A 25,522-nucleotide genomic window follows, 5' to 3' on the forward strand; every position below is an offset into this window, starting at 1 on the left:
CGGGGACATGCGGGAGGTACATCGCCGTGCGGGTGGGGGCGAAGGCCGGGAAGCTGTGGCGCAGAGGGCGGCCGGTGCCGCGCGAACCGTCGGCCGAGGAGGGGACGGGGGCGCACGCGTCGGGGATCACCCGCAGCGTGCGGCGGGCCGACCTCAAAGCGGTGGGAGAAGTCCGCAGGGATTTACGGGAGTTGATGCGCCACCGGTGCCGGGCGGAGGCCGCGGAGGTGGCCGAGCTGCTGATCACCGAGCTCGTCACCAACGCCCTCGTCCACACCGATCACGGGGCCGAGGTGTCCGCGATGCTCGCCGCCGACCGGCTGCGGGTGGAAGTCCGCGACTACGCCGCCCGCCGGCCCCGGCCGCACGTACCGTCCGCCGACGACGGTACGCACGGCAGGGGGCTGGTCCTGGTGCAGTCGCTCGCCGACGCCTGGGGCGTGGACGCGCTCGGGCTGGCGCTGGGCGGCGGCAAGGTGGTGTGGTTCGAGCTCGACGGGGCGAAGGAGGCGGGGCCCGCCTGAGTGATCCGGCGGGCCCCGCGATCAGCCGGCCAGCCGACTGGCCGATCAGCCGAACTGCTGCTCCAGGTCCTTCAGTTTGCGCTCCAGGGAGTCGAGCCGGGGGAGCGTCTGCGTATCGTCCTCGGCGGTGAGGTCCACCGTCCGAGGACCGACGGCCAGGTCAGTGGATTCGGTTCCGCTCACGGCCTGCAGGGAGGGCCGGCGCCGCAGTGGCAGCTGTCCGGTTTCCGCTATGGCCGGCTCCGCGCCGACCGGCGCGGAGCCCGCTCCGGGGGCCAGCCCCGGCACTTCGACCTGACGGGCCCGGGCCACGCGCCCGAACGCCCGGTTCTGCCGGCCGAGCGCCTTGATGTGCGCCCGGTCCAGGCGGTGCTGCTCCCGCCTGCGGTGCCGGTCCTGCTCCTTCTCCTTCTTGTCCTCGCGCACCTCGTCCACGGCCTCGTCGAGCGTGCGGACCCCCTCCAGCAGCATCAGCGACCACGCGCCGAAGGTCTCCCGGGGCGCCCGCAGCCAGCGGACCATCCTGATCTGCGGCAACGGCCGCGGGATCAGGCCCTGTTCGCGCAGTGCGGCCCGGCGGGTCTGCTTCAGGGCGCGGTCGAAGAGCACGGCCGCCGAGAGCGACATGCCGGAGAAGAACTGCGGGGCCCCGTCGTGGCCGAGACCGCGCGGGGCGTGCACCCAGTTGAACCAGGCGGCGGCTCCCGCGAACAGCCAGACCAGCATGCGCGATCCGAGGGCCGCGTCGCCGTGGCTGGCCTCGCGGACGGCGAGCACCGAACAGAACATGGCGGCGCCGTCGAGACCGAAGGGCACCAGGTACTCCCAGCCCCCGGAGAGGTTGAGGTTCTGCCGGCCGAAGCCGACCAGCCCGTGGAAGGAGAGCGCGGCGGCGACCGCCGCGCAGCAGAAGAGCAGGACGTAGGAGGCGGTCCCGTAGACGGCTTCCTTGCGCCGCCGCCGCTCCTCGCTGCGCTCCCAGCTGTCCTCGGCCACCGCGGCCTTCTCGCCTTCGCGCTTGCCCCGGGCCAGTACCGCCACTGCCGCAAGTCCGCCCAGGATCAGCAGGCTGCCGGGCAGCAGCCAGTCCAGCGATATGTCGGTCAGTCTCATGCGGTTGTCCCTTGCCTCGCGTATGCGGCTGTTCGGCTTGTGGCCGGTGCGGCTTTCCGGGCGCCATAGTGGCGCAGCCGGTGAGCCGTACACGCGGGTTTCGGGGCAAGTGGACGCCAACGGGGGGCGGAGCCCGCCGGATAGGGTGTTGCGGATCGAACTCCAGCTCGTGTGGGGTGAGTTGGGTTCGATTTTCGTCAGCCTGACGGGTGGGTTGAGGCGGCGGAGGCGGCGGCGCGGAAACCCGGTGGCGGTCGTACGTCCGGGCGGGTGACACTGGGCGGCCGTCGGCGCCCCAGCGGGAGCGCCGGTCCGACCGTCGGAAGTAGAGAAGAGCACTGTGGCGAGCAGGTTCACCGAGCTGAGTGTCGACTGCCACGACCCGGAACGGCTCGCGGCCTTCTGGTGCGAGGTCCTGGACTACCAGGTGATCGACCGGGGCGAGGACATGATCGAGATCGGCTCCTGGGTGCCGACCGTGGAGGGCGTCCGGGCCGGCGGGATGCCGCCCACCCTGGTGTTCGTCCAGGTGCCCGAGGGCAAGACCCTGAAGAACCGGCTCCACCTCGACGTCAGCCCGATCGACCGCGGCACCGAGGAAGAGGTGACCCGCCTGCTCGGCCTCGGCGCCACCCGTACGGACGTGGGCCAGGGCCCGGGGCGGAGCTGGGTGGTCATGTCCGACCCCGAGGGGAACGAGTTCTGTGTTCTGAGGAGTCTCGCGCCCTAGGGGTCCCCCGGCTGGGGGCGTGCGGCGGCCGTCGGGCCGCTGTCAGGCCGCTGCCAGACCGCTGTCAGGCCGCTGTCAGGCGTGCGATGCGGTCCTCGTCGCAGGTGCGGGGGCAGGTGACGCAGGTGTCGTCCGGGCGGATCGTGTAGAAGAAGCAGCAGCTCGCCCGGTCGCGGGTGGGGAGCTCCCGGCCGTCCGGGGCTTCGAGGGTGCGGAAGCCCGCGCCGCCGGTGTACGGGGCGGTCGAGCCCGGGAAGAGCCGGTCCAGCTCGCGCACGGCCCGCTCCTCCTCGGCCTCGCCGAGCAGGCTGCCCACGTACCAGAGGCCCTCGACCACGTCGTCGGTCATCAGGCCCCACAGGGCGCGCCGCCCGCGCCGCGTGCGCGGGCCGAAGCCCTCCATGACCGGTTCGAGGTGCTGGGCCACCGCAGCCCGTACCTCGGCGCGCAGCGCGTCCTCGTCGGGCACGACCCGGGCCCCGGGGAGCACGGCCGCCGGGTCGTCCGGCAGGCAGGCGAAGGCGTGGGTACGGATCGCCATCCGGCCGTCCGTCCGGTGGAAGGACACCGCTTCGGGGGGTAGGAGGGGCACGCGCCGGTTCAAGAACCACGGGACGGTGAGGAGCAGGCAGGCCGTCCAGGCGTACCGGTGCAGGCCGAAGCCCGCCACCACGTCGGGCCGGCCCGGTCGGCCGTAGTCGCGGAGGACCTGCTCCTCGTCCCACGCGAGGAACGCCTCCAGGGCTTCGCCGCCGGCCGCGAGCTCGTCCGCACCGACCCACCCCACACCGCGAGGGGAGGGTTCGTGCGGGGCGAGCTCGGTGATGCGCAGGCCGTCGTAGGCCTCGGTCAGCCGCGCGTACGCGTCCGCCACCGGAGAGCCGGCCGGGGCGGGTGCGGGCTGGGTGGGAGTAAGTACGGGCTGGGCGCAGCCCTCGGCGGGTGCGACGGCCGTGACGGTCATATCGAACCCACCCCACCGAATCACGCGATCGTTAACAGGTAAGCCTTACCTTACCTGATCTCGGGTGGGTGTGGGAAGGCGGGCTATTCTTCGGGGCAGGTCGAAACCCGTGGGAGGACCGAGTGCGCGATACGGCCCGAGCCCGGGTACCGGAACAGCAGGACCGCGAAGACCGCAAGGTGGTGCGCCATTCCGTGCGCGGGCAGATTCTCGACGCCCTGCGCGCGGCGCTGCTCGCGGGGGAGCTGGAGCCGGGGGAGATCTACTCGGGGCCGGTGCTGGGGGAGCGGTTCGGGGTCTCCGCGACGCCCGTGCGCGAGGCGATGCAGCAGCTGGCGCTGGAGGGGGTCGTCGAATGCCTCCCCAACCGGGGGTTCCGGGTCCTGACCCGGACCCCGGGGGAGCTGGCGGAGCTGGCCGAGGTCAGGGCGCTGCTCGAAGTCCCGGTGATGCTGCGGCTGGCTCGTACGGTGCCGGCTGCGGCCTGGGCCGTGGTGGGGCCGGCGGCGGCGGGGACGGTGGAGGCGGCGGCCGCGGGTGATGTGGCGGGGTATGCCGATGCGGACCGGGCCTTTCACCGTGCGGTGCTTGCGCTGGCGGGCAACGGGCAGCTGCTGCTGGTGGCGGAGGACCTCCACCGGCGGTCGCAGTGGCCCCTGCCGGGGCCGCGGCGGGTTCGGCGGGCGGAGCTCGTTGCGGATGCGGCGGAGCATGTGGCTGTGCTGGCGGCCCTCTCGGCGGGTGACCTCCCGGCGGCGGAGTCCCTGATCCGCACCCACTTCACACCCTGACGCGCGGCACCGTTGCCGGGGGCGCCGCCCCCGGACCCCTGCGCCTCAAACGCCGGCGGGGCTGGGTTGTGGTCGGGGTCCGGTTGTACGGGGGCTGGCTGCGGTGGGGCGGTGCCGGGGGCGGGGCGGGGTGTTGGCCGGGACTGCATGATTTAGGCGCCCTACGTACAACTCCGACAGGGCGGCGGCTTCCCTCTAGCGCCACAAATCACGCTTTACGTCCCGGCCAACACCCCACCCCGCCCCCGTCCCCGCCCCGGCCGCCTGCGTCCCCCCGTGCCCGGCCCCGGGCTGGGGTTGGTCTTTTCAGCCGTCCGGCGTTTGAGGACCGGGGTCTGGGGCGGAGCCCCAGGGGGTCCGGGCGGAGCCCGGGACCCCGGTTTCAGCCCGTCCGGCGTTTGAGGACCGGGGTCCGGGCAGCGCCCGGGGAACGGTGGAAGGGTGGGTAGGGGACCCAGCCCCGCAGGGCCGGGCCCGGCCGCAGCTGCCCGGCGGGCCCTGTGCCGGGACGGCGGTGGTGGTAGCCCTGCCAGGTGGCGGCGGGGTGCAGCCCGGGGGCCCGCCCGGGGCTGAGTGGTGTGCGCGGTGCGTCAGGAAGGGGCGGCCGCCGGGCGGAGTTGGTCGGCCAGCCAGGTGGGGATGCCGCCCAGGAGGTGGAAGAGGCGGCGGGCCTCCGCGCGGAGGCGGGCGGCCTCCGGTTCCGGTTCGGCTTCGGCCAGGGCCGCCAGGGCCGGGGCCGTGCCGATCAGGAAGCCGAGGTCCTCCCGGATGCGGAGGGATTCCGCGAAGCCCTTGCGGGCCTCGGCGACCTCGCCGTCCCGGAGGGCCAGCGCCGCCAGGTGCCGCCAGGTGAAGGAGAGCAGGAGGGTGTCCCCGTGGGCGAGGGCGCCCGCGTGGGCTCGCCGGTAGGCAGGGAGGGCCGAGGACGGGGCGTCCGCCAGGTGTTCCGCGACCAGGCCCCGGCGGAAGTCGAGGAGGGGCCTGGTGCGGGAGCCGGGGGACAGGAGGGCGGCCGCGCGGCCGAGCGCGGAGCGGGCCTCGTCGGCGCGGTCGCGTACGCCCAGTACGGTCGCCGCGTACGCCAGGTGGCCCCGCTCGCACGCGGCCGCGCCCCGGTCGTCGTCGTCCTGGGAGACGGCTTCGGCCACCCGCAGGGCGTCTTCCGCCTCGGCCCAGCCCTGCCCGGTGAACAGGCAGCGTTCGACCAGGAGCCCGGTCCGCTGGACGGCGGCTCCGGCATCGTGCAGGTGCGGCGTCAGCAGGGCCGCCGCGTCGGTCCAACAGCCGCGCGAGCGCAGCCGCCATATCGCCCGCTGGAGGGGGTCGTCTCCCCCGGTAGTTCCGGCACCGGACATGGCGGTATCCGCCACATTGCCCTCCCCAAAGCAACCAAGCAGCACGTCGTTGAGCCCTGGGGCGAAATGAGAGCACGGATCGGCGGGTTCGGCCAAGGGGTCGGGTGAACTCTTTCACAAAGTCCGGACGGATCATCAGCCGCCCCCGTCCGGCCGCGAGTCCGGCTCCACTCGGCCCCGACCGGCCCCCCGGCCGGTCAGGCGGTGGATCTTCTCAGCTCATCCGCAGTGCGAGGAAGAAGTCGAGCTTGTCCTCCAGCCGGGAAAGATCCCGCGCCGTCAACTGCTCGATTCGCCCGACCCGGTACCTCAGCGTGTTGACGTGGAGGTGCAGCCGCGTCGCGCAGCGGGTCCAGGAGCCGTCGCAGTCCAGGAAGGCTTCGAGCGTGGGGATGAGCTCGGCCCGATGGCGGCGGTCGTAGTCCCGCAGCGGGTCCAGCAGCCGGGCCGTGAAGGCGCGGCGGACGTCGTCCGGGACGAACGGGAGCAGCAGGACGTGCGAGGCGAGCTCGTGGTGGCCGGCCGCGCAGACCCGGCCCGGGCGGGCCGCGGCGACCCGGCGGGCGTGCCGGGCCTCCTCCAGGGCCCCGCGCAGGCCCTCGGCGGAGGACACGGCCGCGCTGACGCCCAGGGTGAGCCGGCCGTCGTCGGCGAGCCCGGCCGCCAGGGGGTCCCGTACGGCCGCGAGCAGCGTCTCGGCGTGCAGGGCGGTGTCGGGGCCCTTCTCCTCGCCGGGCTCCCCGGCGGGCGCGGGCAGCGGTACGAGGGCGATCGCCTCGTCCCCGGCGTGCGCGACGGCGATCCGGTCGGACGGTTCCGGTCCGGAGACCGAGGGGTCGACCAGGATTTCCTCGAGGAGCGACTGGGCCACGGGGCCGCCGGCGATGTCGCCGCCGTCCCAGTCCACCCGGGCCACGACGACCTGCCAGTGCGGGGCGGTGCCCAGACCGGGCAGCAGGACCGGTGCGGCCACCCGCAGGCGGGCGGCGATCTCGGCGGGCGGGGCGCCCGTCTGGACCAGCTCCAGGACCTCCTGGGCCAGGCGGCGGCGCACGGTGCGGGCGGCGTCGCGGCGGTCCCGCTCGACGGCGATGAGCTGGGTGACGCCCTGGAGCAGGTCGAGCCGCTCGGCGGGCCAGTCGCCGGCGTCGGCCTCGACGGCCAGCAGCCAGTCGGAGAGCACGCTCTCGCGGACGTCCCGGCCCGCCGGACCTGCGGCGCCGCGCCCGTGTCCCCTGATCGGGAAGAGGGAGTAGGTAATACCCTGGAGGGAGATCCGGTGCGGTCCCCTGCGGCCCGTCCGGACCGCCGCGAGGTGCTCGCTCGCCAGTGCCGCGCAGATGCCCGGCGCCAGCGGCTCGCCCGCCCCGGCGATCTGCCGGCCGGTGGGCGAGAGCACCCAGGCCCGGAGATCGAGGTCCGTGGTGAGCAGATCGAGGACCACGTCCGGTCCGCCGCCGGCCGGACCGGAGGTCATGAGCCGCCGGTGGCGGTCCACGACCGCCGCCAGGTCTCCCGCACGCTCTCCCGACACCTGCCGCACCACGTACTCGGTGATGGTGGCGAATGCAACGTCTTCGTTTACGGCGAACAGCGGGAGACGGTTGCGCAGACACGCCGTGACGAGGTCGTCGGGAATGTCACCCAGTTCCGCCTCGCCCGCCGCGAGCCCGGCCACGCCGGCGCTCGCGAGGATTCGTACGAACGGCTCGGAGTCGGCCGAATTTCGTCTCCATGCCAGGCCAGTGAGGACCAGTTCCCCTCCGGATAGGTATCGGCTGGGATCCCTCAGGTCGGTCGTCATGACCCCGCGGACCGTCCGGTCGAGTTCTTCCTCGCCGCCCAGCAGCCGCAGCCCCAGCGCCTCGGTTTCCAGCAGTGCGCGCAGCCGCATGATGTCGCCGCCGATCTGTCTCGAATGTTGCCGTTGGAAATCGGGCAGGTCGTCGCATCCTGCCTTTCATACGAATCTACAAGACGAGGGAGGTCCCCAGCCAACTCCTTCATGGTTTCGGTGACTGCACCCGAGGGACGGAGGGCCGGTGTACTGAGTCCACACCGCGTTAACAGCACGTGAACGACCAGTCGAGGGCCCAACGGCCTCCTGGCTTGAAGTGAACGACCCGATTAAGAAGAAGAGAGCCGCACATGGACTTCCTTCGCCCCGCCAGCTGGGAGGAGGCGCTCGCCGCTAAGGCCGAGTTCCCCACAGCTGTGCCGATTGCGGGTGGCACCGATGTGATGGTCGAGATCAACTTCGACCACCGTCGGCCGGAGTACCTCCTGGACCTGAACCGCATCGGTCTCCTGCGGGAGTGGGAGGTCGGCGAGGACGTGGTCCGGCTCGGCGCCTCCGTCCCGTACACGCAGATCATGGAGAACCTCCGCACGGAGCTTCCGGGACTCGCGCTCGCCTCGCACACGGTCGCGTCCCCGCAGATCCGTAACCGCGGCGGTGTCGGCGGCAACCTCGGTTGCGCCTCGCCGGCCGGCGACTCCCACCCCGCGCTGCTCGCGGCGGGTGCCGAGGTCGAGGTGGAGTCCGTACGCGGCTCCCGCCTGATCCCGATCGACGAGTTCTACACCGGCGTCAAGCGCAACGCGCTCGCCGCCGACGAGCTCATCAAGACCGTCCACGTCAAGAAGGCGGACGGCCCCCAGCAGTACTCCAAGGTCGGCTCCCGCAACGCGATGGTCATCGCCGTCTGCGCGTTCGGCCTGGCGCTGCACCCCGAGACCCGCACGGTCCGCACCGGCATCGGTTCGGCCGCGCCGACCCCGATCCGGGCGAAGGCCGCCGAGGAGTTCCTCAACGCCGCGCTCGAAGAGGGTGGCTTCTGGGAGTCCGGCAAGGTCATCACCCCGTCGATCGCCAAGCAGTTCGGTGACCTCGCCTCCGGCGCGGCCAACCCGATCGACGACGTCCGCGGCACGGCGAAGTACCGCCGCCACGCGGTCGGCATCATGGCTCGCCGCCAGCTCGTCTGGACGTGGGAGCAGTACCGCGGTTCGAACAACGGCCGCTCGCTTGAAGGGGCTGCGTAATCATGCGCGTCAATTTCACTGTCAACGGCCGTCAGCAGGAAGCCGACGACGTCTGGGAGGGCGAGTCCCTTCTCTACGTCCTGCGCGAGCGCCTGGGCCTGCCCGGTTCGAAGAACGCCTGTGAGCAGGGCGAGTGCGGTTCCTGCACCGTCCGTCTCGACGGCGTGCCGGTCTGTTCCTGCCTGGTCGCGGCCGGTCAGGTCGAGGGTCGCGACGTCGTGACCGTCGAGGGCCTGGCGGAGTTCGCCAAGCAGCGCGACGAGCACGGTCACGGCGGTGCCTGCGGCACCGGCGGCGGCTGCGGCAGCAAGGGCGGCGTCACCCTGGACGCGGCCAAGCAGTGGCAGGCCAAGCCGGGCGACTCGCAGACCGGCGAGGGCGTCGAGCTCTCCACCATCCAGCAGGCGTTCATCGACGCCGGCGCCGTCCAGTGCGGTTTCTGCACCCCGGGCCTCCTGGTCCAGGCCGACGCGCTGCTGGAGGAGAACTCCTCCCCGTCCGACCAGGACATCCGCGAGGCCCTGTCCGGCAACCTCTGCCGCTGCACGGGCTACGAGAAGATCCTCGACGCGGTCCGCCTGGCGGCCGCCCGTCAGTCTGAGGCGGTCTGACCATGGCCCAGAACAACACGCGTACGGTCCCGGCGGGTACGCCGACCAACGTCACGCAGAACCACCAGAAGGGCGGGATCGGCGAATCGATTCTGCGCCCGGACGGCACCCTCAAGGTGACCGGTGAGTTCGCGTACTCCTCGGACATGTGGCACGAGGACATGCTGTGGGGCCAGACGCTCCGCAGCACCGTGGCCCACGCCGAGATCGTCTCGATCGACATCTCCGAGGCCCTGGCGATGCCGGGTGTCTACTCGGTCCTGACGTACGACGACCTGCCGGCCGAGATGAAGAACTACGGCCTCGAGATCCAGGACACCCCGGTTCTCGCCAACGGCCGGGTACGTCACCACGGTGAGCCGGTCGCCCTCGTGGCCGCCGACCACCCGGAGACCGCCCGCCGCGCGGCCGCCAAGATCAAGATCGACTACCGTGAGCTGCCGCTCGTCACGGACGAGGCCTCCGCCCTCGCCGAGGACGCGCCGCTGATCCACGAGGGCCGCGACGACCACCACATCGGTCACGTCCCGCACCCGAACATCGTGCACCGCCAGCCGATCATCCGCGGCAACGTGGAAGAGGCCCGCAAGCGCGCCGACGTCATCGTCGAGGGCGAGTACACCTTCGGCATGCAGGACCAGGCCTTCCTCGGCCCGGAGTCCGGTCTGGCCGTACCGTCCGAGGACGGCGGTGTCGAGCTCTACGTCGCCACCCAGTGGCTGCACTCGGACCTCCAGCAGATCGCCCCGGTCCTGGGCCTGCCGCCGGAGAAGGTCCGCATGACGCTCTCGGGCGTCGGCGGCGCGTTCGGTGGCCGCGAGGACATCTCGATGCAGATCCACGCCTGCCTGCTGGCCCTGGCCACGCAGAAGCCGGTCAAGATCGTCTACAACCGCTTCGAGTCCTTCTTCGGTCACGTGCACCGTCACCCGGCGAAGCTCTACTACGAGCACGGCGCCACCAAGGACGGCAAGCTCACGCACATGAAGTGCAAGATCGTCCTGGACGGCGGCGCGTACGCGTCCGCTTCCCCGGCGGTCGTGGGCAACGCCTCCTCGCTCTCGGTCGGTCCGTACGTCCTGGAGGACGTGGACATCGAGGCGATCGCGCTCTACACGAACAACCCGCCCTGTGGCGCGATGCGCGGCTTCGGCGCCGTCCAGGCCTGCTTCGCGTACGAGGCCCAGATGGACAAGCTCGCGGCGAAGCTGGGCATGGACCCGGTCGAGTTCCGCCAGCTCAACGCCATGGAGCAGGGCACGATCATGCCCACCGGCCAGGTCGTGGACGCTCCGGCGCCCGTCGCCGAGCTGCTGCGCCGGGTCAAGGCCCGCCCGCTGCCGCCGGAGCGCCAGTGGGAGTCGGCCGGCGAGGGTGCGGACGTCCGCGCGCTGCCCGGTGGCCTCTCCAACACCACCCACGGTGAAGGCGTCGTCCGCGGCGTCGGCTACGCGGTCGGCATCAAGAACGTCGGCTTCTCCGAGGGCTTCGACGACTACTCCACCGCCCGCGTGACCCTCGAGGTCATCAACGGCGAGGCCGTCGCGATGGTCCACACGGCCATGGCGGAGGTCGGTCAGGGCGGTATCACCGTCCACACCCAGATCGCCCGTACGGAGCTGGGTGTCTCGCAGGTCACCATCCACCCGGCCGACACCCAGGTCGGCTCCGCCGGTTCCACGTCCGCCTCGCGGCAGACGTACATGACCGGTGGCGCGGTGAAGAACACCTGTGAGGCCGTCCGCGAGGCGGTCCTGGAGATCGGCCGGCGCAAGAACGGCTCGTACCACCCCGCGTGGGCGACCGCCGAGCTGCTCCTCGAAGGCGGCAAGGTCGTCACCGATGGCGGAGAGGTCCTCGCGGACATCGCCGACATCCTCGAGGGTGAGGACGCGATCGACATCGAGCTCGAGTTCCGTCACGCCCCGACCGAGCCCTTCGACCTGGTCACCGGCCAGGGCAACGGCCACGTCCAGTACACCTTCGCCGCGCACCGCGCGGTCGTCGAGGTGGACACCGAGCTCGGCCTCGTCAAGGTCGTCGAGCTGGCGACCGCCCAGGACGTCGGCAAGGCGCTGAACATGCTCTCCGTGGTCGGCCAGATCCAGGGTGGTACCACCCAGGGCCTGGGCGTCGCGATCATGGAAGAGATCATCGTGGACCCGAAGACCGCGAAGGTGCGCAACCCCTCCTTCACGGACTACCTGATCCCCACCATCCTCGACACCCCGACCATCCCGGTCGACGTCCTGGAGCTCGCCGACCCGAAGGCCCCCTACGGCCTGCGCGGTATGGGCGAGGCCCCGACCCTCTCGTCCACCCCGGCCGTCATCGCGGCGATCCGGGCGGCGACCGGTCTGGAGATCAACAAGACGCCGATCCGTCCGGAAGCCCTCACCGGCACCCTCTAGGACGGCGTGGTCCGGGGGCCGCGAGGCCCCCGGACCCCCCAGACTTCCGGGCGGTGTGACACGGGAACGTCACACTTCCAGTCGCACCGCCCGGAGCACGAAGTCCGGAGTCATCAGTACCGCACCGCTCGCGGTCAAGTTTTCACCGGAAGTACCCCAGCAAGACCCCCGGTCGCACCACCTACCCCCGGTGTCACCAGAAGTACCAGCAGTACGGCAGAACCCTCGCAGTACCCGCAGTACACGCAGTGCACATTTTGCGTCGCCTCGGGCCGTCACCCCGGGTCGTGCAGCCAAACGCAGTTTCCCAAATCCCGTGTCTCCAATCTTTATGCGGGTGCCCCTTTGAACCTTGGGAGTTAGGCACCATGACCCAGTCCTCTGTGGAGTCCAAGCCCAGTGCGGAGGGAGCCGGAGACGGCTCTTCGTCCCCCGCTGGACAGTCTTGGCTCGACCGGTACTTTCACATCAGCAAGCGCGGCTCCAAGGTCGGCAATGAGGTTCGTGGCGGTATCACGACCTTCATGGCCATGGCCTACATCCTCCTGCTGAACCCCCTGCTCCTCTCGGGCAAGGACGTCGAGGGCACCACGATGGCCGCCTCGGCGATCATCACCGCCACGGCGTTCGCCGCAGCCGTCTCGACGCTCCTCATGGGCTTCGTCGGCAAGGTCCCGCTCGCCCTCGCCGCCGGCCTCTCGGTCTCCGGCGTGCTGGCCTCGCAGGTGGCCCCGCAGATGACCTGGCCGCAGGCCATGGGCATGTGCGTGGTCTACGGCATCGTGATCTGTCTCCTGGTTGTCACCGGCCTCCGAGAGATGATCATGAACGCGATCCCCCTCGCGCTCAAGCACGCCATCACCATGGGCATCGGCCTCTTCGTCGCCCTGATCGGCTTCGTGAAGGCGGGCTTCGTCGGCAACGGCGGGGAGTTCATGCCCCCCGTCCAGCTCGGCGCGACCGGTGAGCTCTCCGGCTGGCCCGTCCTGCTCTTCGCGATCACGCTGGTCGCGATCTTCATGCTCCAGGCCCGCAAGGTGCCCGGCGCGATCCTGATCGGCATCGTCGGCGGCACGGTTCTCGCCGCGATCCTCAACGCCATCGTGGACATCGACCCGAAGGCCTGGAAGAACGGTCCGCCGGAGCTGACCGGCTCCGCGGTCTCCGCGCCCGACTTCTCGCTCTTCGGTGACGTCTCCTTCGGCGGCTGGGGCGATGTCGGCTACATGACCGTCGGCATGATCGTCTTCACCCTGGTGCTCGCCGGCTTCTTCGACGCGATGGCCACCATCATCGGCGTCGGCACCGAGGCCAAGCTCGCCGACGAGCAGGGCCGCATGCCGGGCCTGTCCAAGGCGCTGTTCATCGACGGTGCCGGTGGCGCCATCGGTGGCATCTCCGGTGGCTCCGGCCAGACCGTGTTCGTCGAGTCCGCCACCGGCGTCGGTGAGGGTGCCCGCACGGGTCTCGCCTCCGTCGTCACCGGCCTCTTCTTCGCCGCCTGCCTCTTCTTCACCCCGATCACCCAGATCGTCCCGGGTGAGGTCGCCTCCGCGGCCCTGGTCGTCATCGGCGCGATGATGATGCAGAACGCCCGCCACGTGGACTGGGCCGACAGCTCGACCTCGATCCCGGTCTTCCTGACCGTCGTGGTCATGCCCTTCACGTACTCGATCACCGCCGGTGTCGCCGCGGGTGTCATCTCCTACGTCGCCATCAAGGTCGCTCAGGGCAAGGCCCGTGAGATCGGCGGCTTCATGTGGGCGCTGACCGGAATCTTCCTGGTCTTCTTCGCGCTCCACCCGATCGAGAGCTGGCTCGGCGTCGGCTGAGCCGACCCGTCCGCTCCGTAGGAAAAGCCGTACCAGCCGCACCTCTCCACGTATCTGATACTGGAAACCGAACCCCTCCGAGGAGGCCCCCATGCTGGACATCGCCGAAGAACTGAACCGGTGGGTCGAGCAGGGACGTGACTTCGCCGTCGCCACGGTCGTGGCGGTCGGCGGGAGCGCACCCAGGCAGCCCGGAGCGGCCCTCGCCGTCGACAGTGACGGAACGGCCATCGGTTCGGTCTCCGGTGGATGCGTGGAGGGTGCGGTGTACGAGCTGTGCCAGCAGGCGCTGGAGGACGGCGAGACCGTCCAGGAGCGCTTCGGCTACAGCGATGACGATGCCTTCGCCGTCGGTCTGACCTGCGGCGGAATCATCGACATCCTCGTGACCCCGGTCCACGTGGACTCTCCCGCCCGGGAGGTGTTCGCGGCTTCGCTGGCCGCCGCCGCCCGCGGGGAGGCGGCGGCGGTCGCCCGGATCGCCGAGGGCCCGGCCGAGCTCATGGGCCGTGCCGTACTCGTCCGGGGCGAAGGCTCCTACGAGGGCGGGTTCGGCGGTCACCCCGAGCTGGACCGTGCCATCGCCGACGAGGCCCGGGCCATGCTCGACGCCGGCAAGACCGGCGTGCTGGAGATCGGTGCCGACGGCCGCCTCTGCGGAGAGCCGCTCAAGGTGCTGGTCGAGTCCAGTGTCCCGCCGCCGCGGATGGTCGTCTTCGGCGCCATCGACTTCGCCTCCGCCCTGGTGCGGATCGGCAAGTTCCTGGGCTACCGGGTGACGCTGTGCGACGCCCGGCCCGTCTTCGCCACGAAGAAGCGTTTCCCCGAAGCGGACGAGATCGTGGTCGACTGGCCGCACCGCTACCTGGAGGAGCAGTCCTCCTCCGGTGCGATCGACGGCCGGACGGTCCTGTGCGTCCTCACGCACGACGCCAAGTTCGACGTCCCGCTCCTCGAACTGGCCCTCAAGCTTCCCGTCGCCTACGTCGGCGCCATGGGCTCCCGCCGCACCCACGAGGACCGCAACAAGCGGCTCCGCGAGGTCGGCGTGACCGAGCTCGAACTGGCCCGGCTGCGCTCCCCGATCGGCCTGGACCTCGGGGCCCGCTCTCCGGAGGAGACCGCGCTGTCCATCGCCGCCGAGATCGTCGCCAACCGGCGCGGCGGCACCGGCGCGGCCCTGACCGGCGCGCACATCCCGATCCACCCGGATGTCGCGAACACGGTGATCAGCAGGATCGGTTCCGTCGCTTGAAGAGGTGACGGGCTGTAGCACGGTGTGGAAAGGGCGCGACCCCGTGGGGGTTGCGCCCTTTCGTTGTTCCCCCTATCTTACCGGCCGGTAACAGCGTCTCCCCGTAATGGAGTTGACCGGATGTCTGCCAGCCGATCGAGCAACCGCGGCCCCTTGACGGCCTTTCCGGCCTTACCGGCCCTGGCGGCCGCGGCCGCGCTGGCCCTGGCGGCCCTCGCGGCCGGGCCCGGGCCCGCGGCGGGCGCCGCGCTGCCGGCCGCGGCCGCCGGGCCGGCCGGGCCGGGGCCGCGCGAGGTGCTGTTCGTGGGCAACAACTGGGAGGGCACCGCCGACGTCCTCGCCTCCACCGGGGACCTGGCCAGGGTGGGCCGGATCAACATGATCCCGGACAAGGAGGAGCGGCTCCGGGAGATCTGGCTCAACCCGGTGAAGCTCGCCTACTTCCTGGGCGTCCGGGCCACCGCGGGCGAGGGCCACGACCAGTTCGTGGACGACATGTACACCACCCCGGACGGCTCCGCCGTCGTCGCCTCCCGCCCCAGCTTCGCCGACGTCGTCTCCATCGACCTCCGCACCGGCCGGATCAACTGGCGCTTTCCCGTCGCCGGTTACCGGTCCGACCACATGGCGGTCTCCCCGGACGGCACCCGCGTGGCGGTCTCGGCCTCCACCGCCAACACCGTGCACGTCCTCGACATGGCCACCGGCCGCCAGGCCGGCTCCTTCGCCACCGGTGACAAACCGCACGAGAACACCTTCACCCGGGACGGCCGCCTCCTGTGGAACAGCTCCATCGGTGACGTGACCTCCGCCCTCGACGCACCCTGGCTGGACTGGACGAAGGGCGACCGCCGGATCACGGTCGCCGACGCGCAGACCTTCCGCCCCGTCCGGGTGATCGACATGCGGGCCCGCCTCGACGCCTTCGGGCGCTCCGACCTGTCCGACGCGGTCCGGCCCATGTCCTTCACCCCGGACGAGTCGAAGCTCTACTTCCAGGTGTCCTTCTTCAACGGCTTCGCCGAGTACGACGTGGCCGCCGACCGGATCACCCGTATCAAGACCCTCCCCGTGAACCCCGCCACCAGCCCCGACCGCACCACCTGGGTCAACGACTCCCGGCACCACGGCATGTCCATGAGCCCGGACGGGTCCAAGCTGTGCATCGCGGGGACCATGGACGACTACGCGACCGTCGTTGACCGGGCCACCCTGGAGCAGGGGCCGCTGGTCCCCGCCGCCAAGCCGTACTGGGCCACCGTCGACGGGGACGGCTCCGGCTGCGTGATCTCCGAGAGCGGCGCCGACCAGGTCACGGCCATCGACTTCGCGACCGGCGCCAAGAGGGTCTCCGTACCCGTCGGCGACCACCCGCAGCGGATCCGCCTCGGCCACGTCCCGGCCGGCTGGACGGGGCCGGCCGCGAACTGACCTACGGGGCTCCGCCGTACTGGGACTCCGCGAGGGCGGCGGCGCGCTGGTCGCGGAAGTTCGCCGCGTAGGCTTCGTGCACCGTGGGGCTGTTGTACTTCAGCAGGGCTTCGTCGTTGCTGGTCAGGGCCATGCCGGTGTAGGTGTGGCTGCCGGTGAAGACGAGCTTCTGGTCCTTCGCGCCCTTGTAGGAGCCCTCGATGAGCAGGTACTTGGTGTGGCTGAAGGTTCCGGAGAGCTGGGGGTCGGCCGGGTTCTTCAGGTCGTCGTTGGCCAGCCGGTGGAGGGAGATCCTGCCCTTGCCGGTCGACCTGGTGAGCCAGTAGGCCGTCTCGCGGTGCACGCCCTCGGCCTCGTAGTCGGAGAGCTTGCCGTACACGACGTCGATGAAGCAGCCGGCGTCGGCCAGCTTCCAGAGCTTCTCGGCCACGACCGGCCGGGAGATGTGGCCGTTGGCGATGCGGATCACGGTGCGGCCGTCGGCCGTGCCGTGGCCGGCGGTGTTGCCGTGGCAGACCGGGGCGGAGGTCCCGTCCGGGTTCGTCACGGGGGTCTCGACCATGCTCAGGATGTTCTCGACGACGTCCGTCGAACTGCGCGGGAAGAAGTAGCCCTTGGCGAGCCCGGCCTCCACGTCGATGGCCAGGTTGTCGACCCGCCCCGACCCGTCCGGCAGTGCTTGCGAAGCGGCCAGCAGGTCGAAGTAGCGGGTGTAGCCGGCGTGCAGGTCCGCGTTGTCGGCGACGGTCAGGGCGTCGTTCCAGGCGGACTCGCGGTCCCAGGTGGTGAGGTTGCCCGAGGACTGGACGACGACGTTGTCGACGGGCTTGCCCTTGTCGGGAAGACCGCTTCCGGTGGTCCGGGAGAAGAGGAAGAACTTGTTGTGGTTGACGCCGCCCGTGCCCTTGGCCAGGCACGGCCGGTTCGCGGCGCACACCTTGAACCAGGAGGTGCCGTACGTCGTGCCCGCGGGCGGGGTCGCCGCGAAGGCCGTGGTCAGCTTGTCCCTCACCGTGGCACCGGAGCCGGACATCCAGGCGTCCGTGATGCTGTTGTCGTCGACGAGGACCTGGACGTTCACGTTCCTGCGGTGCGCCGCCGCGAGCTGGTCCGCGAGCCAGCTCGATCCGAACAGGTACAGGGATATGCGGATGGTCGAGCCGCTCTGGGCGCCGTTGACCAGGCGACCCAGCTGGCTGAGGATCGCGCCCTGCTCCGCCGTGGTGCCCCTGGGCTTGTTGAAGACGGGGCCGGTGGTCACGTACGTCGTGGTGTCCTCGGCGGAGGCGGCCGGAGCGCCCACCGTCAGGAGGCCCCCGATGAGCAGGGCCGTGAGGATTCTCTTGATGATCACGCGGGTCACTTTACGGCCGGCCCGCCCCGGCACCGGGCCGGGGCGAGGTGGTGCGGCGCTCAGCGGGCGGGCAGGGAGATCCGGGCCGCCGACATGCCGAATCCGGTGCTCAGGACGCCGGTTGAGATCCCGTCGCCCAGTCGGTGCAGGTCCTCCGAGCGGTAACGCTTCGCCTTCTGGTGCCAGTTGAGGATCGCGGCCAGCCAGTCCTGCAACTCGCCCACGTAGGCGTCGAGTCCGGCCCGTGCGTCGGCGCCCAGCTGCCAGTCGTCGTAGAGCAGCGGCAGCTGGCCGGCGACGATGTGCTCGAACTCCTCGGTGCGGCGGGTCAGCAGCTCGTGGCAGATGTGCAGGGCCTCCGGGTACCCGATGTCGAAGAAGTTCCGGGTGACGAGCACGTAGTTGTGCACCTCGCCCTCGACCTCCACCTCCTTCTGGTACGAGAAGAGGTCGTTGATCAGGCAGCCGGCGTCGGCGACCGCGTTCTCCAGGGAGCGGATGGTGCTGGAGGCGTAGATCTCCTGCGGGATGCCCCGGCCCGCCTGGCCGAGCCGGCACAGGTACATGGTGAGGTAGGTGCCGAAGGTGCGGCGGCGCATCTCGGCGTAGTCCACCGGGTCCGGGATGCGGTTCAGGATCTGGTTCTCCACCTCCCACAGCCAGCTCTCCAGCATGTCCACGAGGGTGGCCCGGAACTCCGCGCGCACCCGGGGATCCATGTCCCGGCTGGTGCGCACCCACAGGTCGGCGAGGGAACGTTCCAGCGCGGTGACGGGCACCGCCTGCTCGGTGTGGTCCACCGGGATCATGGCGAGGAGCCGGGCGTGGGTGGCCTTGGCGGCGGAGAGGTTCCTGGAGTGGGCGAAGACCACCGGGTAGTAGTCGTCCCCGTACGTCCCCCAGGTCAGCCAGCAGGCGTTGAGGGTCAGGGCCTCGGGGGTGGCGTCGGGGTCGAGGCCGGCGGAGCAGAGCGCGAAGTCGTAGCCGCGCAGCCGCTCTTCGGTCCAGATGGCCGATCCGGGGTCGCCGGGGTGCGGGTCGAGGAGTCCCATCTCCCGGGCCCAGGCGACGGATTCCTCGCGCGCGCGGGCGTGGTGCGGGCTGAGGGTGAGCGGGAAGGGCATGTAGACGTCCGGGACCACGGACGGTCCCGTGTGCTCGAAGGGGACGTGGGTGAAGGAGCGGCGGCGCAGCTCCAGGGCGCGCGGGGCGAGGAGGGAGCGCAGGTCGAGGGCGGTGGTGCCGAGGCCCGAGGGCATGAACGGCAGGGTGAGCGGGGCGGTGGCCCGGGCCTCCTTGTTCATGTAGCGGCTGGAGACCATGTGCCATTCGTGCCCGCCGGACTGCCAGTCCTGGAGGCCCTTGGCGTAGGCGAGGACGGCGGCGATCTCCGCCGGGTCCATGGCGTGGTCGGCGAAGAGCTGGGGGAGTTCGGCGAGGGCGGTCTGCTCGAACTGCTGGAGCCGGGAGGTGAGGAGGTCGTTCGAAGCCTCCGCGGCCTCCTGGGTGGTGCAGTCGAGGAAGGTCTCCAGCACCAGGACGGCGTTGGAGAGTTCGCCCTCCTCGGAGACCTCGCGCTGGTAGGAGAAGAGGTCGTTCCTGATGTGCACGGCGTCCGAGAAGGAGTCGCGCAGCACGCAGAGGGGGCGGGAGTGCGCGACGCGGGCCGGGACCTCCGCGGCGACGTACTCGACGAGGCCGGCCGACCAGGGGGCGCCGCCGACCTTGCGGCGCATCTCGATGTATTCGAGGGGGTTGGCGACCCGCCCGATGTCGATGTTGGCGAGCTCCCACATCGATTCGTCGAGCAGGTTCTTGGTGGACAGGGAGAACCGTTCCCGCCAGTGCGCCGACATGGCCGGGACGGTACGGGCCCACAGGTCGGCGAGTCCGGCCTCGACGGGGTTGGTGGCCTCGGGGAACCCGTCCGCCAGGTCCATCGGCATGAAGGCGCCGAGCCGGTCGAGGTAGGCCTTGGCCCCCGCGCGGTCCTGGGAGCGTTTGAACATCTCCAGGAAGTGGTCGTCGAAGAAGAAGACCCACACGTACCAGTCGGTGACCAGCGACAGCGCCTCGGCGTCGCAGTCGGGGTGGGTGTACGAGCAGAGCAGGGCGTAGTCGTGCGAGTCGAGGTCGCTCTCCTCCCAGACGCCGGAACCCTCCAGCATCCCGAAGTCGCGGGCCCACTTCTTGGTGTGGACCCTGGCGTCCTCCAGGTGGGGGTTCAGTCGCGCCGGATATGGCACATAGAAATCCGGCAGTTGGAACGGCTGCGTCACGGCAGGGTGGGCCTTTCGTCTGACGGTCTCGTGTGGTTCCTCACGAGATCAGCAGGGCACTACCCGTGGCGCCGGTGGGATAAGGGGGAGTTCACTTCATCAGGTGACGTGCGGGTGGTTCTGTGGCGGATGGGGCCGCAGGGAAGTAGGGGGACGGGGGAGGCGTGCCGGGGAAGTGGTGCACCTCCCCGGCACGGCCCTCGGGCCTCCGCGGCGCGGGGCTCAGCCCTCCGCGGACTTCCGCTCGTCGAACGCCGGGTAGAACTTGCGCAGCAGGCCGAAGGTCTCGGGGAAGTCGAGCTGGCCGGGGGCGGAGCTGGCGCCGAAGAAGGAGTACGTGATCCGCGAGCCGAGGGCGGGGAAGAAGACGCGCGAGACGGCCCCGGCCTCGCCCATGGCGATGACGATCAGCCGGGTGTCCTCGGCTCCGGCGCGCAGCAGGAGCGAGGCGAGGCGCCGTACGTCGTCCTCGGACCGGACCATGGTGGACACCTTGACCACGTCGGCGCCAGCGCTCTTCGCGTCGTCGATGACCGCCTGGAGTTCTTCGGTGGCCGGGGTGAATTCGAAATTGTGATAGGAGACGAGCGCCACGGTGTCGTGCCGGTGGGCGGCCTCGATCACCTCGGAGAGGATTTCCCCGGAGGAGAGCTCGATGTCCACGGCCTGGACCTGGGGGGCGAGCGCGCGGAACAGTTCGAGGCGCTCGGCCTCGGTGCCCTTCCAGTCGCCGCCCTCGCGGGCGGAGCGGATGGTGGCCAGCACGGGCAGGGCCTTGAACGCGTCCACCTGCGCCAGGACATGGGCCGTGCCGGTCGCCGCGTACCGGTCGACGCGCAGTTCGGCCACGTCGACGCCGGCGCTCTTCGCGGCGTGCGCGCGCGGCTCGGTCTCGCTGTCGTCGAAGCTGACGGCCACCAGCGGAATCCCGCCGTCGAGAAGCGCCCGCAGTGAATTCATTTCTTGGTCACAGCCTTTTCGATCCGATATCCCGACGCGAAGTGCAGGGTGAACAGGGCGGATTATACGTGGAATCGCCCGGGGTGAGGGGGCTGCCCGCCCCTTGGTCGGTCGGGGGTCCGGTGTGCTCGAAGGCGGGGTGTCGCACCCCGGAATGCTTGTCCGATTGTTCTAGGTTTGTGCCATCAGTTCATACTTTCGAGTTCCGGGAGAGAGACTCATGGCGATCGACCTCGACAAGGTGCTGGACAAGGCGTGGGCCGACAAGCCGCTCGCGGAGGTGCTCGCGGCCCCGGTGGCCGCGCTCAAGGGCGTCACCGACAAGGACGGCGAGCTGCTGCTGGAGGCCTTCGGCGTGAAGACCGTCGCCGATTTCGGCCAGCTGAAGTACGCGCGCTGGGCGCAGGCGCTCGTGGCGCTGAACCAGACCACGAAGTAGCTGAACCGGACCGCGAAGCAGCAAAGTCGCCGGGGCGTCGCGGTCACCCGGCGGGCCTCAGGTCCCCGTCGGGATGGGCCGCGCGCCAGGCCTTGATGGACAGGTCCCAGTCGTCGCCCGTCAGGGCGGTGAGGGACGCGGGGAAGAGGCCGTCCTCCTCCTTCGCGATGTGGTGGTGGAGCTCCTCCACCGCCCGGCGCAGGGCCGCGGCGTCCGCCGGGTCCGCCAGGTCGGCGCCGGCGAGGAACGCCGCCAGTTCGCGGTGCTCCGCGACCAGCGCCGCGATGTACGCGGCGTACTCCGGGTCCTGCTCCATGACGGCGAACAGGCCGTCCTCCTCGCCCTTCCAGTGGGCGAGCAGGACGGCCGTCATCTGCGTCACGAGGGCGCGCGCCCTCGGGAGGTCCCCCGCGTCGAGGGCGCGCAGCGCGTCACCGGCGGCGTTCGTCACCGCCTCGTGCTCGGCGATGAACTCCTTGATCAGCGGGATCTCGCGGCAGCCGCAGTAGTGGCACATGCGGCCCAGTCTGATCCAGCCGGTGCCCGGTCAGTCGCTTTCGCCTTCGAGGTTGCCCTCCGTGTCCAGGTACACCTGGCGCAGCGCCTCCAGGACCTGCGGGTCCGGCTTCTCCCACATGCCGCGGGACTCGGCCTCCAGCAGCCGCTCCGCGATCCCGTGCAGGGCCCAGGGGTTGGCCTCCTCCAGGAAGGCGCGGTTCTGCGGGTCCAGGACGTACGTCTCGGTCAGCTTGTCGTACATCCAGTCGGCCACCACCCCGGTGGTGGCGTCGTAGCCGAAGAGGTAGTCGACGGTCGCCGCCAGCTCGAAGGCCCCCTTGTAACCGTGGCGGCGCATCGCCTCGATCCACTTCGGGTTCACGACGCGGGCGCGGAAGACCCGGGAGGTCTCCTCGACCAGCGTGCGCGTCTTGACCGTCTCGGGCCGGGTCGAGTCCCCGATGTACGCCTCGGGGGCCGTGCCGCGCAGGGCGCGGACGGTGGCCACCATGCCGCCGTGGTACTGGAAGTAGTCGTCGGAGTCGGCGATGTCGTGCTCACGGGTGTCGGTGTTCTTCGCCGCGACCGTGATCCGCTTGTAGGCGGTCTCCATCTCCTCGCGCGCCGCGCGCCCCTCCAGGCCCCGGCCGTACGCGTACCCGCCCCACACCGTGTAGACCTCCGCGAGGTCGGCGTCGGTGCGCCAGTCGCGGGAGTCGATCAGCTGCAGGATGCCCGCGCCGTACGTGCCCGGGCGCGAGCCGAAGATGCGGGTGGTGGCCCGCCGCTCGTCCCCGTGCACGGCCAGGTCCGCCTGCGCGTGGGCCCGTACGAAGTTGTCCTCCGCGGGCTCCTCCAGGGAGGCGGCCAGCCGGACCGCGTCGTCCAGCAGGCCGATGACGTGCGGGAACGCGTCGCGGAAGAAGCCCGAGATGCGCAGGGTCACGTCGATGCGCGGCCGGCCGAGCTCGGCGAGCGGGATCGGCTCCAGGCCGGTGACGCGGCGCGAGGCCTCGTCCCAGACCGGGCGGATGCCGAGCAGCGCCATGGCCTCGGCCACGTCGTCGCCCGAGGTGCGCATCGCGCTCGTGCCCCACAGGGACAGGCCGACGGAGGCGGGCCATTCGCCGTTGTCCGTGCGGTAGCGGGTCAGGAGGGAGTCGGCCAGGGCCTGGCCGGTCTCCCACGCGAGGCGGGAGGGGACGGCCTTCGGGTCCACCGAGTAGAAGTTGCGGCCGGTCGGCAGGACGTTGACCAGACCGCGCAGCGGGGAGCCGGAGGGGCCGGCCGGGACGGAGCGGCCGTCCAGGGCGGAGACCACGTGGGCGATCTCGTCGGTGGTGCCGGCCAGGCGCGGGACGACCTCGCGGGCCGCGAAGTCCAGTACCGCCGCCACGTCCGCCGAGTGGCCGGCGGCGACCGGAGCAACCGACTCCGGGGCCCAGTTCGCGTCCTCCATCGCCTGGACCAGCGCGCGGGCCGTCTCCTCCGCCTCGTCGGCGGTGGTGCGGGTGGCCGCGGACTCGTCGAGGCCGAGCGCCTCGCGGAGCCCCGGCAGGGCCGTCGTACCGCCCCAGATCTGGCGGGCGCGCAGGATGGCGAGGACCAGGTTGACGCGGGCCTCGCCGGTCGGGGCTCCGCCCAGGACGTGCAGGCCGTCGCGGATCTGGGCGTCCTTGACCTCGCACAGCCAGCCGTCGACGTGCAGCAGGAAGTCGTCGAAGCCGTCGTCGTCGGGGCGCTCCGCCAGACCCAGGTCGTGGTCGAGCTTCGCGGCCTGGATCAGGGTCCAGATCTGGGCGCGGATGGCCGGCAGCTTCGCCGGGTCCATCGCGGAGATCTGGGCGTACTCGTCGAGGTGCTGCTCCAGGCGCGCGATGTCCCCGTACGACTCCGCGCGGGCCATCGGCGGCACCAGGTGGTCGACCAGGGTGGCGTGCACCCGGCGCTTGGCCTGGGTGCCCTCGCCCGGGTCGTTGACCAGGAACGGGTAGATGAGCGGCAGGTCGCCGAGCGCGGCGTCGGGGGCGCAGGCCGCCGACAGGCCGGCGTTCTTGCCCGGCAGCCACTCCAGGTTGCCGTGCTTGCCCAGGTGGATCATCGCGTCGGCGCCGAAGCCGCCGTCCTCGGCGCGGGCCTGGATCCAGCGGTACGCGGCCAGGTAGTGGTGGCTCGGCGGCAGGTCCGGGTCGTGGTAGATCGCGATCGGGTTCTCGCCGAAGCCGCGCGGCGGCTGGATGAGGATGAGGAGGTTGCCGCGGCGCAGGGCCGCCAGCACGATGTCGCCCTCGGGATTCGCGGAGCGGTCCACGAACATGTTGCCGGGGGCCTCGCCCCAGTGCTCGTTGACGCTGTCCTGCAGCTCGGCCGGGAGCTCGGCGAACCAGCGCTTGTAGTCGGCCGCCGGGATCCGGACCGGGTTGCGGGCGAGCTGCTCCTCGGTGAGCCAGTCCTGGTCGTGGCCGCCGGCCTCGATCAGGGCGCGGATCAGCTCGTCGCCGTCGCCGGACACCAGGCCCGGGACGTCCTCGACGGGGCCGAAGTCGTACCCGCCCGCGATCAGCGTGCGCAGCAGCTCCACGGCGCTGGCCGGGGTGTCCAGGCCGACCGCGTTGCCGATGCGGGAGTGCTTGGTCGGGTACGCGGACAGGACCAGGGCGATCTTCTTGTCGCGGCGCTCGATGTGGCGCAGGCGGGCGTGGCGCACGGCGATCCCGGCCACGCGGGCGGCCCGCTCCGGGTCGGCGACGTAGGCCGGAAGCCCGTCCTCGTCCAGCTCCTTGAAGGAGAACGGGACGGTGATCAGGCGGCCGTCGAACTCCGGGACGGCGACCTGGGTGGCGGCGTCCAGGGGGGACAGGCCCTCGTCGTTCTCCTCCCAGGCGGACCGGGAGCCGGTCAGGCACAGGGCCTGCAGGACCGGCACGCCGAGGGCGGCCAGGGCGCCGGCGTCCCAGGACTCGTCGTCACCGCCGGCCGAGGCGGTGGCCGGCTTGGTGCCGCCGGCGGCCAGGACCGTGGTGACGATCGCGTCGGCGGACGCGAGCTGCTCGATCAGCTCCGGCTCCGGGGAGCGGAGGGAGGAGACGTAGAGGGGGAGCGCCTGGGCGCCGTGGGCCTCGATCGCCTCGGAGAGGGTGTGCACGAAGGCGGTGTTGCCGCTCATCTGGTGCGCGCGGTAGTAGAGCACCGCGATCTTGGGGCCCTCGGTGCGCTGCGGGGTGCGCTCCAGCGGGCCCCACGTGGGGGAGGCGGCCGGGGGCTCGAAGCCGTGGCCGGTCAGCAGCACGGTGTCGGAGAGGAAGCGGGCCAGCTGCTCCAGGTTGGCCGGGCCGCCGTGGGCGAGGTAGCCGTGCGCCTCGGCGGCGATGCCGATCGGGACGGTCGAGGCTTCCATCAGCTGGGCGTCGGGGGCCTGTTCGCCGGTCAGGACGACCACCGGGCGGGTCTGACCGGGCGCCAGGAGCAGGTCGAGGCCCTCCTGCCAGGCACGGAGGCCGCCCAGGAGGCGTACGACGACCAGGTCGACGCCGTCCAGGAGACCGGGGAGGTCGTCCAGGGGAAGGCGGGAGGGGTTGGCGAACCGGTACGGGACGGGAGCGTCCCCCGTGTTCGCCGCGCGGGCGCTGAGCAGATCGGTGTCGGACGTCGACAGCAGCAGGATCATGCGGCGGCAGGCCTTCCTCGGGGTTTCCGCGCCCCGGGCAGTGAGGACGGCGGGAGTTCCTGACTCATCCGGTGCGGCCGGGGCCGCGCGGATTCACAGTGGCGGGACCGCGCCGGATTCGCACCGGGCTTCCTCCCATGTCGCCGTCCTCGGCGATGGCGGGCCTGTTGGCCGCCTGGGGCACATCCTAGACGAGTCATTCCGAATGCTGACGATGTGTTCGGGAACGCAGACAGGGCGTCCAAGATCGTTGTGTGACGAAC

The 25,522-nt window shown here is 71.3% G+C and carries 19 protein-coding genes and 1 riboswitch; of the genes, 10 read left to right on the forward strand and 9 right to left on the reverse strand.

Annotated elements, in window-relative coordinates:
* The first annotated feature begins 137 nt into the window (after positions 1-137).
* Positions 138-524 carry an ATP-binding protein gene (locus tag NLX94_RS21610; protein ID WP_308402483.1) on the forward strand — a complete coding sequence of 129 codons (387 nt, stop codon included), beginning with the start codon at positions 138-140 and terminating at the stop codon, positions 522-524.
* A 45-nt stretch (positions 525-569) separates the two neighbouring features.
* Here the strand turns inward: NLX94_RS21610 and NLX94_RS21615 are convergent, their stop codons facing one another.
* Positions 570-1,637 carry a DUF2637 domain-containing protein gene (locus tag NLX94_RS21615; protein WP_254384633.1) on the reverse strand — a complete coding sequence of 356 codons (1,068 nt, stop codon included), beginning with the start codon at positions 1,635-1,637 and terminating at the stop codon, positions 570-572.
* 340 nt (positions 1,638-1,977) lie between these two features.
* Between NLX94_RS21615 and NLX94_RS21620 the strand changes: the two genes are divergently transcribed.
* Positions 1,978-2,367, forward strand: coding sequence for a VOC family protein (locus NLX94_RS21620; protein ID WP_254384634.1), 390 nt, complete (start codon positions 1,978-1,980; stop codon positions 2,365-2,367).
* A 64-nt stretch (positions 2,368-2,431) separates the two neighbouring features.
* Here the strand turns inward: NLX94_RS21620 and NLX94_RS21625 are convergent, their stop codons facing one another.
* Positions 2,432-3,331 carry a (2Fe-2S)-binding protein gene (locus NLX94_RS21625; RefSeq protein ID WP_254384635.1) on the reverse strand — a complete coding sequence of 300 codons (900 nt, stop codon included), beginning with the start codon at positions 3,329-3,331 and terminating at the stop codon, positions 2,432-2,434.
* A 68-nt stretch (positions 3,332-3,399) separates the two neighbouring features.
* Here NLX94_RS21625 and NLX94_RS21630 point away from each other — a divergent pair, with 68 nt between their 5' ends.
* Entirely contained in the window at positions 3,400-4,122 is a 723-nt protein-coding gene (locus tag NLX94_RS21630; RefSeq protein WP_374683999.1) for a GntR family transcriptional regulator, read from the forward strand.
* A gap of 590 nt (positions 4,123-4,712) precedes the next feature.
* Here NLX94_RS21630 and NLX94_RS21635 read toward each other — a convergent pair.
* The gene (locus NLX94_RS21635) at positions 4,713-5,492 is read right to left on the reverse strand and encodes a hypothetical protein (RefSeq protein ID WP_254384637.1); all 780 of its coding nucleotides are present in this window, start codon (positions 5,490-5,492) and stop codon (positions 4,713-4,715) included.
* 199 nt (positions 5,493-5,691) lie between these two features.
* A complete protein-coding gene (locus NLX94_RS21640) occupies positions 5,692-7,371 on the reverse strand; it encodes a PucR family transcriptional regulator (RefSeq protein WP_254384638.1) in 1,680 nt (559 codons plus the stop codon).
* A 254-nt stretch (positions 7,372-7,625) separates the two neighbouring features.
* Between NLX94_RS21640 and NLX94_RS21645 the strand changes: the two genes are divergently transcribed.
* From NLX94_RS21645 to NLX94_RS21670, 6 genes are all read left to right on the forward strand, one after another.
* Entirely contained in the window at positions 7,626-8,522 is an 897-nt protein-coding gene (locus NLX94_RS21645) for a xanthine dehydrogenase family protein subunit M (protein WP_250744166.1), read from the forward strand.
* Positions 8,523-8,524: 2 nt separating this feature from the next.
* Entirely contained in the window at positions 8,525-9,133 is a 609-nt protein-coding gene (locus tag NLX94_RS21650; RefSeq protein WP_254384639.1) for a (2Fe-2S)-binding protein, read from the forward strand.
* Positions 9,134-9,135: 2 nt separating this feature from the next.
* Complete coding sequence (locus NLX94_RS21655) at positions 9,136-11,544, forward strand: xanthine dehydrogenase family protein molybdopterin-binding subunit (RefSeq protein ID WP_254384640.1); 2,409 nt, start codon at positions 9,136-9,138, stop codon at positions 11,542-11,544.
* Positions 11,545-11,912: 368 nt separating this feature from the next.
* Positions 11,913-13,376: an NCS2 family permease gene (locus NLX94_RS21660; protein ID WP_254384641.1), complete on the forward strand. Its 1,464-nt coding sequence runs from the start codon at positions 11,913-11,915 to the stop codon at positions 13,374-13,376.
* 91 nt (positions 13,377-13,467) lie between these two features.
* Positions 13,468-14,631, forward strand: a complete 1,164-nt coding sequence (locus tag NLX94_RS21665) for an XdhC family protein (RefSeq protein ID WP_254384642.1) — start codon at positions 13,468-13,470, stop codon at positions 14,629-14,631.
* 120 nt (positions 14,632-14,751) lie between these two features.
* The gene (locus NLX94_RS21670; protein WP_254384643.1) at positions 14,752-16,062 is read left to right on the forward strand and encodes a YncE family protein; all 1,311 of its coding nucleotides are present in this window, start codon (positions 14,752-14,754) and stop codon (positions 16,060-16,062) included.
* 1 nt (position 16,063) lies between these two features.
* Here NLX94_RS21670 and NLX94_RS21675 read toward each other — a convergent pair whose 3' ends face one another.
* From NLX94_RS21675 to aroD, 3 genes are all read right to left on the reverse strand, one after another.
* Entirely contained in the window at positions 16,064-17,416 is a 1,353-nt protein-coding gene (locus NLX94_RS21675; protein WP_254384644.1) for a phospholipase D-like domain-containing protein, read from the reverse strand.
* 59 nt (positions 17,417-17,475) lie between these two features.
* A complete protein-coding gene (locus tag NLX94_RS21680; RefSeq protein WP_254384645.1) occupies positions 17,476-19,695 on the reverse strand; it encodes a germacradienol/geosmin synthase in 2,220 nt (739 codons plus the stop codon).
* A gap of 222 nt (positions 19,696-19,917) precedes the next feature.
* Positions 19,918-20,655 carry a type I 3-dehydroquinate dehydratase gene (gene aroD / locus NLX94_RS21685; RefSeq protein WP_254384646.1) on the reverse strand — a complete coding sequence of 246 codons (738 nt, stop codon included), beginning with the start codon at positions 20,653-20,655 and terminating at the stop codon, positions 19,918-19,920.
* A 220-nt stretch (positions 20,656-20,875) separates the two neighbouring features.
* Here aroD and NLX94_RS21690 point away from each other — a divergent pair, with 220 nt between their 5' ends.
* Positions 20,876-21,094 carry a hypothetical protein gene (locus tag NLX94_RS21690; RefSeq protein WP_243338778.1) on the forward strand — a complete coding sequence of 73 codons (219 nt, stop codon included), beginning with the start codon at positions 20,876-20,878 and terminating at the stop codon, positions 21,092-21,094.
* A 43-nt stretch (positions 21,095-21,137) separates the two neighbouring features.
* On the opposite strand, the gene NLX94_RS21695 is transcribed toward NLX94_RS21690, so the two are convergent.
* Positions 21,138-21,611 (reverse strand): hemerythrin domain-containing protein, encoded by a 474-nt coding sequence (locus tag NLX94_RS21695; protein WP_254384647.1) that lies wholly within the window; start codon positions 21,609-21,611, stop codon positions 21,138-21,140.
* Positions 21,612-21,641: 30 nt separating this feature from the next.
* A complete protein-coding gene (gene cobN / locus NLX94_RS21700) occupies positions 21,642-25,259 on the reverse strand; it encodes a cobaltochelatase subunit CobN (protein WP_254384648.1) in 3,618 nt (1,205 codons plus the stop codon).
* A 53-nt stretch (positions 25,260-25,312) separates the two neighbouring features.
* A riboswitch (cobalamin riboswitch) is annotated at positions 25,313-25,394 on the reverse strand.
* Between the last annotated feature and the right edge of the window lie 128 nt (positions 25,395-25,522).

Origin of the sequence: Streptomyces sp. TBY4, assembly GCF_024213195.1 — a bacterium.
Taxonomy (GTDB): domain Bacteria; phylum Actinomycetota; class Actinomycetes; order Streptomycetales; family Streptomycetaceae; genus Streptomyces.

Bases quoted from the DNA above. Each gene is read 5' to 3' on its own strand.
- NLX94_RS21615 (WP_254384633.1), bottom strand. From the start codon at position 1,637: ATGAGACTGACCGACATATCGCTGGACTGGCTGCTGCCCGGCAGCCTG.
- NLX94_RS21625 (WP_254384635.1), bottom strand. From the start codon at position 3,331: ATGACCGTCACGGCCGTCGCACCCGCCGAGGGCTGCGCCCAGCCCGTA.
- NLX94_RS21640 (WP_254384638.1), bottom strand. From the start codon at position 7,371: ATGCGGCTGCGCGCACTGCTGGAAACCGAGGCGCTGGGGCTGCGGCTG.
- NLX94_RS21645 (WP_250744166.1), top strand. From the start codon at position 7,626: ATGGACTTCCTTCGCCCCGCCAGCTGGGAGGAGGCGCTCGCCGCTAAG.
- NLX94_RS21650 (WP_254384639.1), top strand. From the start codon at position 8,525: ATGCGCGTCAATTTCACTGTCAACGGCCGTCAGCAGGAAGCCGACGAC.
- NLX94_RS21655 (WP_254384640.1), top strand. From the start codon at position 9,136: ATGGCCCAGAACAACACGCGTACGGTCCCGGCGGGTACGCCGACCAAC.
- NLX94_RS21660 (WP_254384641.1), top strand. From the start codon at position 11,913: ATGACCCAGTCCTCTGTGGAGTCCAAGCCCAGTGCGGAGGGAGCCGGA.
- NLX94_RS21665 (WP_254384642.1), top strand. From the start codon at position 13,468: ATGCTGGACATCGCCGAAGAACTGAACCGGTGGGTCGAGCAGGGACGT.
- NLX94_RS21670 (WP_254384643.1), top strand. From the start codon at position 14,752: ATGTCTGCCAGCCGATCGAGCAACCGCGGCCCCTTGACGGCCTTTCCG.
- aroD (WP_254384646.1), bottom strand. From the start codon at position 20,655: ATGAATTCACTGCGGGCGCTTCTCGACGGCGGGATTCCGCTGGTGGCC.
- NLX94_RS21690 (WP_243338778.1), top strand. From the start codon at position 20,876: ATGGCGATCGACCTCGACAAGGTGCTGGACAAGGCGTGGGCCGACAAG.
- NLX94_RS21695 (WP_254384647.1), bottom strand. From the start codon at position 21,611: ATGTGCCACTACTGCGGCTGCCGCGAGATCCCGCTGATCAAGGAGTTC.
- cobN (WP_254384648.1), bottom strand. From the start codon at position 25,259: ATGATCCTGCTGCTGTCGACGTCCGACACCGATCTGCTCAGCGCCCGC.